Raw genomic sequence first — 15,205 nt, forward strand, 5'->3', positions numbered from 1 at the left:
ATTCGGCGCCATCTTTGGCGTCCGGTGTCGATTGCCGATCCCTCCTCACCCCACCTGCCACATCGGGCATTTGCGGCACATCGACCACCCGCATTGACACCCTGCGTGCGCGGGTGGTGGGCTCGGAGCCCACTGGCGGAAGCGAGGGAGAACAGCGATGCGGCTCAGGCGCAGAAAGCAGGCAACGGCCGTCGCGGTCGCCGTGCTCGGCGGGCTGCTCTCCGCAGGTGCCCCGGCCGCCGTCGCGGCCCCGTCGGCGCCCGGCTCCCCCGCCGTCACCACCCCCGACCGCACGGACGACGGCGCGGTGCCGGCCGTGTGGCCGCGGCCCCAGTCCATCAAGGCGTCCGGGCCGTCCGTACCGCTCACCGCCTCCGCCTCGTCCGAGGTCACCCTCGTGGCAGACGCGCACGCGGATCCGTACGCCGTCGACGCGCTCCGGCAGATCCTGCGGGACGCGGGCGTGCGGACCGTCCACGAGGCGTTGCCGGGCCGCGGACCCGTCGTCCGGCTCGGCGGCGACGGCGCCCGGGACGACCTGCGTACGCTGCACGCCCCCGACCGCGGCGACCTGCCCTTTGGCGGCTACCAGATCGCGGTCGGCCGGGTCGCGGGCCGGGACACCGTCGCCGTGGACGGCGTCGGCGAGGACGGCCTCTTCCACGGCGTGCAGACGCTGCGTCAGCTGATCCGGAACGGCAGCGTCGCCGGCGTCACGGTCAGGGACTGGCCGGGAACCGCCGTACGCGGGATGACCGAGGGCTTCTACGGGCAGCCGTGGACCCGGGCGGAGCGGCTGGCGCAGATCGGCTTCATGGGGCGCACGAAGCAGAACAGGTATCTGTACGCGGCGGGCGACGACCCGTACCGGCAGGCCCGTTGGCGCGACCCGTACCCCGCCGACCGGCGCGCCGACTTCCGGGCGCTGGCCGAGCGGGCCCGCGCCGAGCACGTGACGCTCGGCTGGGCCGTCGCCCCGGGCCAGGCCATGTGCATGTCGTCAAAGAACGACGTGAAGGCACTGACGAGGAAGCTCGACGCCATGTGGGCGCTGGGCGTGCGGGTCTTCCAGCTCCAGTTCCAGGACGTCAGCTACAGCGAGTGGCACTGCGACAGCGACGTCGAGACCTTCGGCAGCGGCCCCGAGGCGGCGGCCAGGGCCCAGGCGCGGGTGGCGAGCAAGGTGGCCCGGCATCTCGCGGAACGTCATCCGGGGGCGGAGCCGCTGTCGGTGATGCCGACGGAGTTCTACCAGGACGGGGCGACGGACTACCGCACGGCGCTCGCCGAGGAACTGGACGACCGGGTCCAGATCGCCTGGACCGGGGTCGGTGTCGTACCGCGGACCATCACCGGCGGAGAACTGGCCGGTGCGCGTGCCGCGTTCCGGCATCCGCTGGTCACGATGGACAACTACCCGGTCAACGACTACGCGCAGGACCGCATCTTCCTCGGCCCGTACACCGGCCGGGACCCGGCGGTGGCGATCGGTTCCGCGGCGCTGCTCGCCAATGCGATGGAGCAGCCGTCCGCCTCGCGCATACCGCTGTTCACCGCCGCCGACTTCGCGTGGAACCCGAAGGGCTACCGGCCGCAGGAGTCCTGGCAGGCGGCGATCGACGATCTGGCGGGCGGCGACGCCCGCACCGGGGACGCGCTGCGCGCGCTGGCCGGGAACAGCGCGACGTCCGTGCTGGGCGGCGACGAGTCGGCGTATCTGCGGCCGCTGCTGGACGCGTTCTGGAAGTCCCGTACGACGACCGACGCCACGGCGCAGGCCGATGCGGCACGCAGGCTGCGGGCGGCGTTCACCGTGATGCGGGAGACCCCGCAGCGGCTGAAGGGCCTGGCCGACGGGCGCCTCGACGACGAAGTGCGGCCGTGGACCGAGCAGTTGTCCCGGTACGGCCGGGCGGGCGAGCTGGCCGTGGATCTGCTGCGCGCCCAGTCGCGCAGCGACGGCGCCGCCGCGTGGCAGGCGTCGCTGGCGCTGGAGCCGGTGCGCGAGGCCGCGAAGGCGAGCGGCGCGACGGTCGGCAAGGGCGTCCTCGGCCCGTTCCTGGACCGGGTGCGCCGGGAGGCGGACGCCTGGACGGGCGCGGACCGCGACGCCGGCACGGTGACGAAGGCTCCGGGCAGCCATACGGTCCGGCTGGACCGGCCCCGCCCGGTGGAGACCGTGACGGCGATGACCGTGCCCGGCGAGGGCCCGGTGGCCGGTGCGACGCTGGAGGCCCATGTGCCCGGCGAGGGCTGGCGCGGCCTCGGCCCGGTGTCGGCGACCGGCTGGACCCAGGCCCCGGCCGGGGGGCTGCGGGCCGACGCGATCCGGATCAGCTGGCCCACGGGCGGTCCGGCCACGCCGCCGGTGCTCACGGGCACGCTGCCGCCCATCGTTCCGCAGGGCCGGGCGGAGAACCGGCTGGGCGGTGGCACGGGAGCCGGTGCCTTTGCCGCCAGGAGCGCCCCTGAGGCGGCTTTGCGGGTGCGGGCGCTCGTGCCGTGGTTCGGCGACGAGCCCGCCGCCCGGCTCGATCTGGCGCGCGGCGTGACGGATGCCGAGATCGGCGGCGGGCCGCAGCGGGTCGAGGCACGGCTGGCCGCCCGGCGCCCCGCCGAGGTGCGGGGCACGCTCACCGCACGGGCTCCCCGGGGCATCGAGGTGCGCGTCCCGAAGCAGACGAGGGTGCCGCGCGGTTCGCGTACCGACGTCCCCGTCGAGATCATGGTCCCGGCGGGCACCCCGGCCGGTGAGTACGAGGTGCCGATCGGCTTCGGCGACGAGAGCAGCACGCTCACGGTCCGGGCCTACCCGCGCACCGCGGGCCCCGACCTGGTGCGTACCGCGACCGCCTCCTCGTCCGGCGACGAGACCCCGGACTTCCCGGCGGCGGCGGCCACCGACGGCGATCCGGAGACCCGCTGGTCCTCGCCGGCCGAGGACGGCGCCTGGTGGCAGGCGGAACTGCCGCAGTCGGCCCGGATCGGCCAGGTGGTGCTGCACTGGCAGGACGCGTACGCCTCCCGCTACCGCATCCAGGTCTCCGCCGACGGCCGCAGCTGGCGCACGGCGGCGACCGTGCGGGACGGCAGGGGCGGGCGCGAATCGGTCCGGATGGACGCGAAGGACACCCGCTTCCTCAGGGTTCAGGGCGATGCCCGGGGTACCGAGTTCGGTTACTCCCTCTGGTCGGTGGAGGCGTACGCCGTCGCGGAGTAGCCGCACACGGGCACAAACCCCCTGAAACACCGCTCGATCACCACTCCACAGCACTCCGGGGGCCGCCACCCATCGCCGAGTATTCACTCAGTACATATATCGAGTATATAGTCCTGTTCATGAGCACCCGCCATGTCCTTCTGGGACTGCTCGCCGGAGGTCCCAGCCACGGCTACGACCTCAAGCGGCGGTACGACGAACGCTTCCCGCAGGCTCGCCCGCTGGCCTACGGGCAGGTCTATACGACCCTGCAGCGCCTGGTGCGTGACGGTCTGGCCGCCGTCGAGGGCACCGATTCCGACGGCGGACCCGAGCGCACCCTCTACCGCTCCACGGATGAGGGATCGCGCGAACTCGCCACGTGGACCGCGGAGATCACCCCGCCGGCCCTTTTCGTGACGAACGAGATATTCGCCAAGGTCGTGGTCTCGATCCTCGTAGCTGCGGCCGTCGGCAGCGACCGTACCTCCGACGCGGCCGCGTATCTCCAAGCCCAGCGCACTGCCCATATGGCACGCATGCGCGAACTGACCGCACTGAAGACCGTGCCGGGCACCGATCTCAGCACGATGCTCTCCGCCGACTACGCCATCGCACATCTGGACGCCGACGTGCGGTGGATGACCACCACGGCGAGCCGACTCACCACCCTGACCGCGGAGGTCGACACAGCATGAGTACGCAAGCCGAGCAGCCCGCCCGGGCGACAGCGCCCCTACTCAGGGCCGTAGGCCTCAAGAAGTCGTACGGGAGGACCGAGGCGCTGCGCGGCGCGTCCGTCGATCTCCACGCAGGCGAGATCCTCGCCGTCACCGGCGCCAGCGGCAGCGGAAAGTCCACGCTGCTGCACTGCCTGGCGGGGATCGTCCGTCCCGACGAGGGTTCGGTCGAATACGCGCAGGAGCGGATCGACCGGTTGCCCGAGGCGCGGCTCAGCGAGCTGCGGCGCTCCGATTTCGGCGTGGTGTTCCAGTTCGGGCAGCTGATCCCAGAGCTCTCCGCACTCGACAACGTGGCACTGCCGCTGCTGCTCGCGGGGACGGCCCGCGCTGCGGCGCAAACGCGGGCGGACGAGTGGCTGGCGCGCTTCGGAGTGCGGAATCAGGCCGCTCTGCGCCCCGGCGAGTTGAGTGGCGGTCAGGGCCAACGGGTCGCGTTGGCACGGGCGTTGGTTACCCGACCGAAGGCCGTCTTCGCGGATGAGCCGACCGGCGCGCTCGACTCGCTCGCCGGGGAACAGGTGATGACCTCTCTGCTGCACGCCGCCCGTGAGTCCGGCACCGCGGTGCTGTTGATCACCCATGACGCACAGATCGCCGCGTACGCGGACCGGGAGGTGTGGCTGCATGACGGAGTCGTCCACTCCGGCACGGCCCAGGTCAACGCTCAGGACGCCGTTCAGGGCGCCGACCGGGTCACCGCCCGGCAGATCGCCCGGGAAGTCCCCCAGGAGGCCGCGCACCATGAAGGCTGACGTCCACATCGCCTGGATACTGACCCGTGGCTCGGACCGCCGCGAGTGGTGGCGGATCTCGCTCACCGCGTTGGGCGCCCTGCTCGCCACGGGCTTCGCACTCGCGGCGGTCACGGTCGCTGCTGTCTCGGGTCAGGTATCGATCCCGTACGGACACGGCCTGCTGAACCAGCCGGGCGAACGCGCCGGTGTGGTCCTCACGCTGCTGCTCCTGCTCGTCCCCGTGCTCGGCTTCCTCGGTCAGTGCGCCCGCATCGGCGCCGTGCACCGCGACCGGCGGATGGCCGGGCTGCGGCTCGCGGGGGCGTCGCCCGCGCAGGTGCGGCGCATCTCGGCGCTGGAGTCCGCGTTCGCGTGCCTGGCGGGATCGGCCGGCGCGCTGGCCGTCTTCGCCGCGGTCCTCGCCGGCGCCGGTCACATGCCGCCGCCGGCGGCATGGGTGGCCTTCATGCTGGTTGTCCTCGCCGTGCCGGTCGTGGCCGCGCTCGTGAGCGCACTCGCCCTGCGGCGGGTGGTCGCCTCGCCGCTCGGCTGGGTGCGCCGTGTCCGGCCGGACAGCGGACGCCGGACGTTGCTCGCGCTCCTGGTCCCGACGGCGCTGATCGCCGTGGCGCTCCTCGTCCTTGCCGACCGCAACAACCGTCCCGGCGGGGTGCCCGTCCCGTTCATGGTGTTCGCCGTGGTGCTTCTCACCGGAGCGGGTGCGGTCTGGCTGGCCGGAGCGACAGCTTCCTTCATGGGTCGGCGGCTGACCCTCCGCGCGAAGAGCCCCGCAGTGCTGATCGCCGCGGGCCGGCTCAAGGACGACCCGTGGGCCGCCGCGCGCACCCACGCCGCTCTGCTGCTGGTGACCGTCGTCGGGGTGGGTTTCGTTGGCGTGCGGCAGGTGCTGCTCGACGAGTTGCACCGGCGGAGCGGCTACACGGCGGAGGACCTCGACTTCTACACCACGGGGATCGACCTCGCCGGGACCGCAGTCCTGGTGGCTCTCGTCATCAGCCTCTTCGGCCTCGCGGTGGGCACCGCCGAATCCATCGCCACCCGGCGCCGGGGTCTCGCCGCCCAGACCGCGGCCGGGGTACCGCGCGTGGTGCTGGCAAGGACCCTCCTCCTGGAGACGGCACTCCCCATGGCCCCTGCGGTCCTGGTCGCGGGCATCGGTGGCATGGCGGTGCACATCGCGTACGCCACCCTCGTCGCGCCCGGATCCGTCCCTTCGATGCTCCCGCTGCTCGTACCCGTGCTGGTGTACGCCGCCTGCCTGCTGGCCGCGGCGACGTCGCTGCCGCTGCTGCGGCGCACGGCGCACCCCGCAGAGCTGCGGTTCGCGTAGCAGGCGGCACTCCGCCGAGCCGCACCTCCCCGAGAGATGCGGAAGCCCGGATCGTCACGCTGAGATGCCATCGATCCGGGCCATCGCGTCGTCCGCGCCGAACGGTTGCAAGTACGGCAGCCAGCGCGGGTCGCGGTGTCCCGTCCCGATGATGCGCCAGGCGAGGCCGGTCGGAGGGGCAGGCGTCTGGTGCAGCCGCCAGCCGAGCTCCGGCAGGTGCCGGTCCGCCTTGACGTGGTTGCAGCGGCGGCAGGCCGCCACGACGTTGTCCCAGGCGTGCTGTCCGCCGCGGCTGCGCGGAATGACGTGGTCGACGCTGGTCGCGGCGGCGCCGCAGTACATGCAGCGCCCCCCGTCCCGGGCGAACAGCGCCCTGCGGGTGAGCGGTACGGGCCCCCGGTAGGGGACCCGTACGAACCGCTTCAGGCGGACGACGCTGGGGGCCGGGACGGCCCGGGTGGCACTGTGCATGAAGGCGCCCGACTCCTCAAGACAGATGGCCTTGTTTTCGAGCACGAGGACGAGCGCGCGGCGGAGCGGTACGACGCCGAGCGGCTCGTACGACGCGTTGAGAACCAGGACATGCGGCACGGTGGATGCCTCCTTGTACGCCGGCGGCGCGTGGCTCGCGCCGGGACGATCCGATCTCAGTTTCTCCTTACGCCTGGTCGAAGCGCCACCACGTACGGGTAACGGGCCGGAAGGATTTTTCTTCGCCGCCGGCCGCCGGTACCGCCGCCACGGGCCGGAACAGGCGCTTGTGGGCCGCTGCCGCGGTGGCCGCGGCCCGATGTGCGATCGGCCACATGCCGCCCGTGCGGGCTCCGTCCCGTAACCTCCTCACTTCGCCCGAATCCCCTCGTGAGGCGCGTCTCTCCCCCGGTCGCGGCAGCAGGACACTTCCGATGCCCCGTTAGTGTGGTTGGTCCGCGTCGCCCACCTGGAGGTTCCACCGTGTTCCTGTCCACCCTGTTGGCCGCAGCTCCGTCGCCCGGACCGGGCGGCTCGCTGGACGAGGCCGCCGAACAGGCCGGCAACGCCGCCGGCTGGGTGCAGGAGAACTGGTCCACCTGGCTGAACACCGGTCTGCGCATCGTGCTCATCGCCGCCATCGCGATCGTGTTGCGCACCGCGATCCGCCGTGCTCTCACCAAGCTCATCGACCGGATGAACCGCAGCGCCCAGGCGGTGGAGGGCACCGCGCTGGGCGGACTGCTGGTCAATGCGGAACGCCGCCGTCAGCGCTCCGAGGCGATCGGTTCCGTACTCCGCTCGGTCGCTTCGTTCCTGATCCTCGGCACGGCCGCGCTGATGATCCTGGGCGCGTTCCAGATCAATCTGGCCCCGCTGCTGGCCTCCGCCGGTGTGGCCGGTGTGGCGCTCGGTTTCGGTGCGCGCAACCTGGTCACCGACTTCCTCTCCGGCGTCTTCATGATCCTGGAGGATCAGTACGGCGTGGGCGACACCATAGACGCGGGCGTCGCCTCCGGCGAGGTCATCGAGGTCGGTCTGCGGGTCACCAAGCTGCGCGGCGACAACGGCGAGATCTGGTACGTCCGCAACGGCGAGGTGAAGCGGATCGGCAACCTCAGCCAGGGCTGGTCCACGGCCGGCGTCGACGTGCCCGTGCGCCCCACGGAGGACCTGGACGAGGTCCGTACGGTGATCACCGAGGCCGCCACGGCGATGGCCAAGGAGGACCCGTGGAACGAGCGGCTGTGGGGTCCCGTGGAGATCCTGGGCCTGGACGCCGTGACGCTGGACTCGATGACGGTCCGGGTGACCGCGAAGACGATGCCGGGCAAGGCGCTGGGGGTGGAGCGCGAGCTGCGCTGGCGGATCAAGCGGGCCTTCGACGAGTCGGGCATCCGCATGGTCGGCGGCGTCCAGGCCCAGGCGGACGAGCCGACCGCCGCCGACCCGACGGCCTCCATGGCCGCCCCCTCGGCGTACGCGTCGGCGACATCACCGCAGTCCCTGGCCGCGACACCGATCACCCCGCCGCCGAACATGTCGAAATGACGTTCGGCCTCCCGGGGTACTGACCACGCATCAGGAGAACAGACGCACCGTCGTGCCAACGAGTGCCCAGACGCCCCCGGCGATCAGCACGACGCCGATCAGCCTCTGGTGTGCGTAGGAGGACGAGAAACCCCGGTCCTCACGCCCCCCGAAGCTCTCGTGCCATTTCTTCGGAATTCCACGAAAATTCGTCGCGACAAACGCACCGACGAGAAGCGTGAGAACACCGAGCGGAAACATCACCCAGGCGGGCGCGGGCGACCGCGCGGCCGATGCGGACATCATGCCGAAAAATTCCATTCGATGGCCCCCACCACGTCGATCACCGGGTGATCCCCCAGCCGCTGCCAAAGATATCAGCAGGCATCACGCATGCCGACGGCTTCCCCGCACCGGCCCATGAATTCGGTGCGGGGAAGCCGTCGGCCATCTGATGGAACGAAAGGGCGGAGCAGAACCCTTCCTTTCCGTTGGCTTTTCTATTAGGGGATCGGAATGGATATGTTCAAGCCGACAAACCATCCTATTCCTGGAGCCACGGAACCCCCGTACCAGTAATCACCCGTGCTGGATTGATCCGTGGACCACGTCGGCGCGTTCGGGTCCGACCGCGTCCCGATGGTTCCGCACGCGCCGGGCCCCAGGCTCGCACAGCCCTGGACGCTGAACCAGGACTGATCGCCGCTCTTGGCCGTCGCGGCCCCGCCGGAGACGGACCTGCCGCCGAATCCGACCGCACCGATGTTGAAATAGCGGTGCCCGTCGCCGGCCTGTGACACCCCGATGCAGATCACGAAGCAGTAGGCGACTCCGACGGATCCGTGCCCCACGGCCTTGCCCAGCCAGGGCGGTCCGATCTCCCCGGACAGATTGCCCTTGTCTGCGCAGCGTGTGGCCTGATGCCCGTAGGACGTGCAGGCGTTGAAGACGCCGTTCTCGTCCGTGAACATGTCCTCCCAGTTCTCATCCTCGAACGCGAGGTCGATGCACTGCTTCGTCCTCGGGTTCTTGTCGCACTGCGCTTCCAGCTCCTGCCGCGCCTTTGCCACCTTGAACATTTCGGCAAGCTTCTGGAAGACGGGGCCGAGGTCCGAATTCGTCGTGCATGCAGAGGTCTGGTAGCACGGCAGGGCGGTATCGGGTGCGGGGCCGAGCAGGAGCGGTGGGGTATTGCTGCCGGCAGGGGTCCCACCCAGCCGTGCGGTGCCACCCGATCCGCCCGAACGGCCGCTTCCGCTGCCCCTGTCGCTGTGCGTGCTGCCGGGGAGGGCGCCTCCTTGTCCATTGGGGTTGCAGCTGGCCGAGTGATTGCCGCCGTAGCAGTTGTCGCTTCCCGGGAGATCGCCGCCCTGCCCGTTCGGATTACAGCTTGCGGAGTGGTTTCCCCCGTAGCAGGCGAGTCCGGTGGGGTCGCTGTTGGTGGCAGGGCTCTGGTTGGCGTAGCTGTAGCCGTTGAGGGACTGGTGCTGGTCGACGCTCAGCACCGGGTCGACGCTGAGGAACTGGCCGATGCCCGGGTCGTACTCACGGGCGCCGATGTGCGTGAGTCCGGTCGTCGTGTCGGCCGGTTTGCCGAGGAATGCCTTGTCGTCCGGCCAGCTGGTGGGTTCGGTGCCGCGTGGATCGCCGAAGGGCGTGGTGTGCCGCTTGGTCACCGCTTGAGTGGTCGCGTCGACGGCCAAGCTGCTGGTGCCGTGGTGGTCCGCGGCGAGGTAACAGAGATTGCTGCCCGCCGCTCCGGCTCTGGCGGTGCGTACGGCGAGGGTCTGGCCCGCCGCGGCGTAGTAGCGCGTTCCGGCGAGGGACGTGGAAGCACCCTTGGTGGTGAGGCGCACCTCGGTGCTGCCGAGGTAGAGGACGGTGTCGCCGTCGCCGCTCGTGTTGCGGCGGATGAGGAGTTGCCCATCGGCGTCGTACAGGTAGCTGGTGGCGCGTGCCGGCTTGCCGTTTGCTGCCGGTTCGGTGGCCGTGGCCGGCTTGCCCTCGGTGTTCCAGGTCAGGGTCTGCCGGGCCTGGGTACCGGGGCGGCCCGTGGTGTTGCCGACCGAGTCGTACGTGTAGGTCTCGGTCTTGGGACCGGTGGTCTCGACGAGCGGATGGGGCTGGCCGGAGGCGGTGCCGTATTTGTAGTGGGTGGTGGCGTCACCGGCGGCGGAATGAGTGGTCAGGGTCTTGCGCTGACCGGCGTCCGTGTAGCTGTAGCTGGTCCAGTACGGGGCGGCGCCGTCGAGGTTGCCAACCGTTCGGCCGGTGGTGGCGCAGTCGGCCGTCCTGGGGGTCCATGCCTCGACCAGACGGCGGTGGCCGTCGTAGGCGAAGCACTGGTTGTCGGCCTCGCTGGTGCCGCCGAGGGTGGCGGCGTCGCTGATGGACAGGACGTTTCCGGCGTCGTCCTGGGTGTAGTTGAGGTCTTGCAGCATGTACGGGTGGGTCTGGTCCGTGACATGGCTGCGGGTGAGTCGGCCGGTCCCCTCCTCGTAGGTGTTGGTCACATACATGTTCTTTGCGTCCGGACCACCGGTGCCGAGGGTCAGCTGCTGGACCTGGCCGAGTGCGGAGTAGTCGGCACTGCGGAGGTAGCCCGTCGCGCCTTGGAGGGAGGTGACCTTGCCCACGCCGTTGTAGCCGTATTCCACGGTCTCCTTGGCCAGACCGCCGACTGCCGGCTCACTGCTGGTCTGAACGGTTCCGTCGATGCGGTAGTGACTGGAGAAGTCGAGAGTCGCGGGGACGCCCGCCCGGACGAGGGGATCGTCCGCCGGGAGGGTGATCCGGCCGGCGGTGGGGTGGTTCAGGCTGTCGTAGGCGGTGACTTCCTTGACGAACGCCTGCCCGTTCCCGCCGCCGACGTAGCGTGTGGAGGACGTGAGCTGCCCCTTAGCGACCGTGTCGTACTCGTAGCTGGTCAGGAGCTTTTCGTCGGTCTTCTCGCCGTCCCAGGTGTACTGGACGCGGCCGAGGTCGTCGTACTCGGTCAGGATGGTCTTCGGGCGTGAGTCGGTCACCTTGATCACCTGATCCAGGGCGTCGTACTCGCTCCGGGTCCGCCCCTTGTCGGGGTCGTCGGCGCTCACCTGGCGGCCGAAGAGATCGTAGGTGTAGGACCAACTGGCCGATTCCTGACCGGAGGTGATCGAACGCTGGAGGCCGTCAGGGGTGTAGGCGGTCTTGGTGAAGGTGTACGAGGCGCCGAGCGTGGCGCCGTAGGCGGGGTCGTCGGGACTCTCGGCGGCGTATTCGCGGGTCTCGACGGCCCGCCCGCGCGCGTCGGTGATGGTACGGGTCGCCGCACCGCCCTTCAGCGCCGTGGTGGCGGTCGAGTCACCGGTGTAATCGGTCCTGGTCGTCCACCTCTTGACACCGTAGACGTACAGACTGTTCGCGACGGCCCGTCCGGCGCCGTCGAAGACGGTCTCCTTCTGGGTGGGCGCCTCGCCGTACTCGGCCCGCGTGTAGTCGCCGTTCGGAGTGCTGGTGCTGTCGAAGATGTCGGCGTACGTCTCGTAGGCCAGACCCCGGCTGTCGTATCGGGTGTCGGTCAGCAGCCGGCCGCCGAGGGACGTCGGGGACTGGCTCTGCAACGGGCGCAGCAGCGCGTCGTAGACCGCGTAGGAGGTGTTGTACGTCTCGCCGTCGGCCTTGAGCGTCGAGGTGGCGACCGAGGACGCCTTGGTCCGGCTGAGGTGGTAGGCGAACCTGACGTTGGGGCTCTGACTGCCTCGAATACGGTTCGGTTTCCACACGTCGGTCATGCGCCCGAGTGCGTCGTACGCCGTCTCGGTCAGCTTCAGGTTGACGTCATAGGTGCGCTCGGGCAGTCCGCGGCGGGGGTCGAGGAAGGTGGCCGTGTTCTGGCCCTTGGCGTTGGTGACCACGGTCTTGGTGAGGGGACCCGCTTCTGCGGGGGTGTAGGTCGTGGTGTTGCCGGTCTTTCCCAGGGCGTTGGTGACGGTCTTCGCGCGGCCGAGCTTGTCGTAGGTGGTGGTCGTGATCTTCTGCCAGCTGGTGGGGTGACGCTCGTCGGCGGTGGCCGTCGCGGGGTAGGCGGCGGCGCGGCCGGTCCAAGTGGCGTCGCCCTTGGTGGGTTTCTGTCCGGTGGTCCACGCGGTGGCCGTGGCGTTGTCGTAGACCGTCGCCACGTCGGAGAGCACATCGCCGCGGGTGGCGCTGCCGGTCGGCAGGTCGAGGGAGGTCTCCTTGGTGGTGCAGGGTTTGGCGACGGTACGGGCGCGTGAGACCAGCGAGGTCAGGCCGGTGGCGTCGTTGCGGGCGTACCAGGTGCGGGTGCAGGTCTCGTCGCCGGAGACGGCCAGGTCACCGAAGTCCGTGGTGGTCACGGGCATCCCGTAGTCGTCGAAGGTGCTCGCGGAACGGGTGGAGCGCCAGGTCTTCGGCACGGTGAGGTAGGTGTAGTTCGTCGACGCCGCGGTACGGACGTAGCGTGCCACGTGATCGGCGGCGTCCGGGACGTCCTGACGGGCGGTCTCCTTCGACCACGGCTCATTCATGGTCGCCGAGATCGCCGTGGTGCCGTCGTAGGTGACGCTCTGTCGCAGCTGGCCGGCGTACTGGTCGCTGTCCTCGATGCCTCCGATGCCCAGTGCGGGCGAGGTCAGGGCTGGGACGGTCACCGAACGGGTGGTTCCGTCCTTCTGCTTGTCACCATTCATGCCCTGCATGTACAGCGACACGCTCTTGGAGCGGCCGGTGTTCTTCGCACCGCTGTAGACGGTCACCTGCCGGTACCCGCGCCAATCCGACCAGGTCCGCTCGTCCTTCGCGGTGAACGGATCGTCGCTGTAGTGCCAGGCTGCGCCGCTGTAGGCGTACTCGTTCTCCACCGTGTCGTTCTGACCGGCCGGATCAGAGATCGTCACCGCCAGCACCCGGTACTTGTGGAACCAGTCCACCGATGCCTTTTCGGCACCGTTGATGTTCCAGAACTGCGGGTAGCAGGAACGGGTGTTGGAGTCCTGCGCCGCGTCGATGACCTGGCTGCGCACGCACTCGGGGGCGGACAGGGTGACCGTGGTGATGGAGCCCGTCTCCGAGGTGATCGTCGACAGTCGGGGCCTGGTCAGCGGCAGAATGTCGTCGGTGGCGTCCACCCGGTTGGGGCGCATCTGGTAGGTGAACGAGACCGGGTCCAGAGCGATCGCGGTCCCGGTCCGACCGGTCCGTTTGATCGACTGGAGGGTGAGGACCTGGTCGGAGCTGTCCCCGATGTCCCCGCCGTCGAGGAACTTCTGCGTGAAGTCCCATGAGTCGACCGGTTCGTACTTCTTGCCCGAGGCCGACCAGGAGAAGGTGTTGATGCCGGTGAGGCGCTTTCGCGAGAAGAAGGCCGGTGACTCGGCCTTGCAGTCCGCGTCGTCCTTGGCGCAGATCGTGTCGAACGGAACGTCCGGCCAGTTCTTCGAGGTGTCCTTCGTCAGGTTGGAGCAGTCGGAGGCCGTGCACCGCTCAGCGTGGTCGAAGGTGACTTCGGCGTCCGCGTCATCGGTGAACAGAGCGCCTTCCCGCAGCCCGTACCTGATCTTCTTCAGGTACCCGCCGCGGGTGTACTCGGCACTGGACTTGGATGCCTTGTTCTTCTTGTAGTGGTTCGACTCCTTGGCGTACCAGTACGTCGCCGCGTTGCCGTGGGTGTCCACCACGTAGTCGAGGTTCCAGCGCCACGCCTGGGTGAGCGAACGGTCCGCGAACGCACTGCCCTCGGAGTACCCCGGCTCGCCGGGGTCGTCGCCGAAGACCGGCACCGTCCAGGTGGAGTCGGTGCGCTGGTCACCGGCGCCGTCGAGCTTGTTCAGGCCGAAGACGTATTTGGTGCCGTCGCCGGTGATCACGGTCCAGTACTCGCCGTCGTCATCGCCGTTGTCCGCGCCTGTGGACCGGCTGACCTTCGAGGCGTCGTCACCTTCCAGCCGCCAAACACCCGTCTTGTCCTTGACCAGGCGGGAGGCCTTGCCGTTCAGCACCAGCCGGGCGTTGTCGTACTTCCAGCACTGGTCGAAGACGTCATCGTGCCCGTCCTTGTCGCAACTTCCGTACGTCCGCTCGACGTAGGACTCGGTGAACGCGAAGCCCTCACCCACCGAGGAGCCCTGATTGTTCGTCGTCGCCGTCCGCCCGTCGACGTTCCCCGAGTCGTAGGAGAGGCCGAGCGGCGGAGTGTGGCCGGCCGCGGCCGGCGGCAGGGAGAAGTCGTAGGACCAGGCGAAGGAACCCGAACTCGCCCCGGCTTGCCACGAAGCGGACTCCGACAGCTCGGTAGCGGTGTAGTCGCCGGTGCCCTTGGCCGATTCTCCGGCGCCTGCCGCCGTCAGGGCCAGCACCACGGGGGCACCGAGGTCGGTCCCCGCCGCCGTTGTGCCGGCCGTTGATCCGAACGGGATCCGAGCGGTGACCGTCCGGTTCTTCACACTGTTGCTCGACCCGAGTGGAGTCCGCGTGCGGCAGTCCGCCTTCTGTGGCGTGAGCAGAGCGCAAGCAGGCAGCCGCACCAGTTCCAGCCGTGTCGCCCAGCCGCCGCCCACCGCGGAAGCGAAACGGCTGTAGTCGATCCCGATCTCGGCAAAGCCCCCGGCGTCCGACTGGGCACTCAGCACCACACCTGTGATGCCGAGCCGGTCTGCGCTCCGCTGGTCCAGGACCGTCACTCCGGCATCGGCGGGAGCGGCGTCACCGCCCGTCCCGGTTGGCCGGGTCACCGTCACCGGCAGCCCGCCGGGCGAGATCTTCGCTTTCTCCTGCGGCCCCGGAGTCACCTTCGCGGAACCCGCCGCCGGCCAGGCGGCACGCCGCTCGCTGCCCGCCTTCTCAGCCTGGGCCGCGTTGACCGCGCGGTCCTTCGCCACCCGCTCGCGGGCCCGTTCGGCACCGAGACCCGTGACCTTCCTGACCTTGCTGACCCGCTGCTCCGGCAGATCCGGTCGGCCCAGGCCACCCGTCTGTGCGGAGGCCACCGGTGCCATCCCCACGGGCACCGTCAACGCGGCGGCCAAAGCCATCACCAGTAACCGGCTCTCACGACGACGGCCCATGCCCCACGATCTGTTGCCACGTGAGCCGCCTATGCCCCATGCCATGTCTGTCCCCGCCCCGAAGCTGTCAGTTGGAAGAATTGCGGGCATCGCCCCGCTGCAACGACGGGGTC

General features: G+C 70.0%; 8 protein-coding genes. 5 read left to right on the top strand and 3 right to left on the bottom strand.

The features are described 5' to 3' along the window. Window positions 1-157: 157 nt before the first annotated feature. The 4 genes from OH735_RS12215 (at window position 158) to OH735_RS12230 (ending at window position 6,027) form a co-directional block, all read left to right on the top strand. Complete coding sequence (locus tag OH735_RS12215; RefSeq protein ID WP_406381432.1) at window positions 158-3,220, top strand: beta-N-acetylglucosaminidase domain-containing protein; 3,063 nt, start codon at window positions 158-160, stop codon at window positions 3,218-3,220. A gap of 119 nt (window positions 3,221-3,339) precedes the next feature. Then, window positions 3,340-3,897 (top strand): PadR family transcriptional regulator, encoded by a 558-nt coding sequence (locus OH735_RS12220; protein ID WP_406381434.1) that lies wholly within the window; start codon window positions 3,340-3,342, stop codon window positions 3,895-3,897. After that, complete coding sequence (locus tag OH735_RS12225) at window positions 3,894-4,694, top strand: ABC transporter ATP-binding protein (RefSeq protein ID WP_406381436.1); 801 nt, start codon at window positions 3,894-3,896, stop codon at window positions 4,692-4,694. Before OH735_RS12220 ends, OH735_RS12225 begins: the two co-directional genes overlap by 4 nt. Next, window positions 4,684-6,027: an ABC transporter permease gene (locus OH735_RS12230; RefSeq protein ID WP_406381438.1), complete on the top strand. Its 1,344-nt coding sequence runs from the start codon at window positions 4,684-4,686 to the stop codon at window positions 6,025-6,027. The genes OH735_RS12225 and OH735_RS12230 overlap by 11 nt, the downstream gene beginning before the upstream one ends. A gap of 54 nt (window positions 6,028-6,081) precedes the next feature. Here the strand turns inward: OH735_RS12230 and OH735_RS12235 are convergent, their stop codons facing one another. After that, window positions 6,082-6,618 (bottom strand): HNH endonuclease, encoded by a 537-nt coding sequence (locus OH735_RS12235; RefSeq protein WP_266746230.1) that lies wholly within the window; start codon window positions 6,616-6,618, stop codon window positions 6,082-6,084. Between the two features lie 363 nt (window positions 6,619-6,981). On the opposite strand from OH735_RS12235, the gene OH735_RS12240 reads away from it, so the two are divergent. Further along, window positions 6,982-8,049: a mechanosensitive ion channel family protein gene (locus OH735_RS12240; RefSeq protein WP_406381440.1), complete on the top strand. Its 1,068-nt coding sequence runs from the start codon at window positions 6,982-6,984 to the stop codon at window positions 8,047-8,049. A 30-nt stretch (window positions 8,050-8,079) separates the two neighbouring features. Here the strand turns inward: OH735_RS12240 and OH735_RS12245 are convergent, their stop codons facing one another. Both OH735_RS12245 and OH735_RS12250 read right to left on the bottom strand, forming a co-directional pair. After that, complete coding sequence (locus OH735_RS12245) at window positions 8,080-8,349, bottom strand: hypothetical protein (RefSeq protein ID WP_406381442.1); 270 nt, start codon at window positions 8,347-8,349, stop codon at window positions 8,080-8,082. A 182-nt stretch (window positions 8,350-8,531) separates the two neighbouring features. Further along, window positions 8,532-15,023, bottom strand: coding sequence for an RHS repeat-associated core domain-containing protein (locus OH735_RS12250; RefSeq protein ID WP_406381444.1), 6,492 nt, complete (start codon window positions 15,021-15,023; stop codon window positions 8,532-8,534). Window positions 15,024-15,205 lie beyond the last annotated feature (182 nt).

The sequence above is a fragment of the Streptomyces sp. NBC_01618 genome, from assembly GCF_045209435.1.
GTDB lineage: Bacteria > Actinomycetota > Actinomycetes > Streptomycetales > Streptomycetaceae > Streptomyces.

Excerpts from the sequence above, each read along its gene's own strand:
- OH735_RS12220 (WP_406381434.1), top strand. The coding sequence starts at position 3,340 with ATGAGCACCCGCCATGTCCTTCTGGGACTGCTCGCCGGAGGTCCCAGC.
- OH735_RS12225 (WP_406381436.1), top strand. The coding sequence starts at position 3,894 with ATGAGTACGCAAGCCGAGCAGCCCGCCCGGGCGACAGCGCCCCTACTC.
- OH735_RS12245 (WP_406381442.1), bottom strand. The coding sequence starts at position 8,349 with ATGGAATTTTTCGGCATGATGTCCGCATCGGCCGCGCGGTCGCCCGCG.
- OH735_RS12250 (WP_406381444.1), bottom strand. The coding sequence starts at position 15,023 with ATGGCACCGGTGGCCTCCGCACAGACGGGTGGCCTGGGCCGACCGGAT.
- OH735_RS12230 (WP_406381438.1), top strand. The coding sequence starts at position 4,684 with ATGAAGGCTGACGTCCACATCGCCTGGATACTGACCCGTGGCTCGGAC.
- OH735_RS12215 (WP_406381432.1), top strand. The coding sequence starts at position 158 with ATGCGGCTCAGGCGCAGAAAGCAGGCAACGGCCGTCGCGGTCGCCGTG.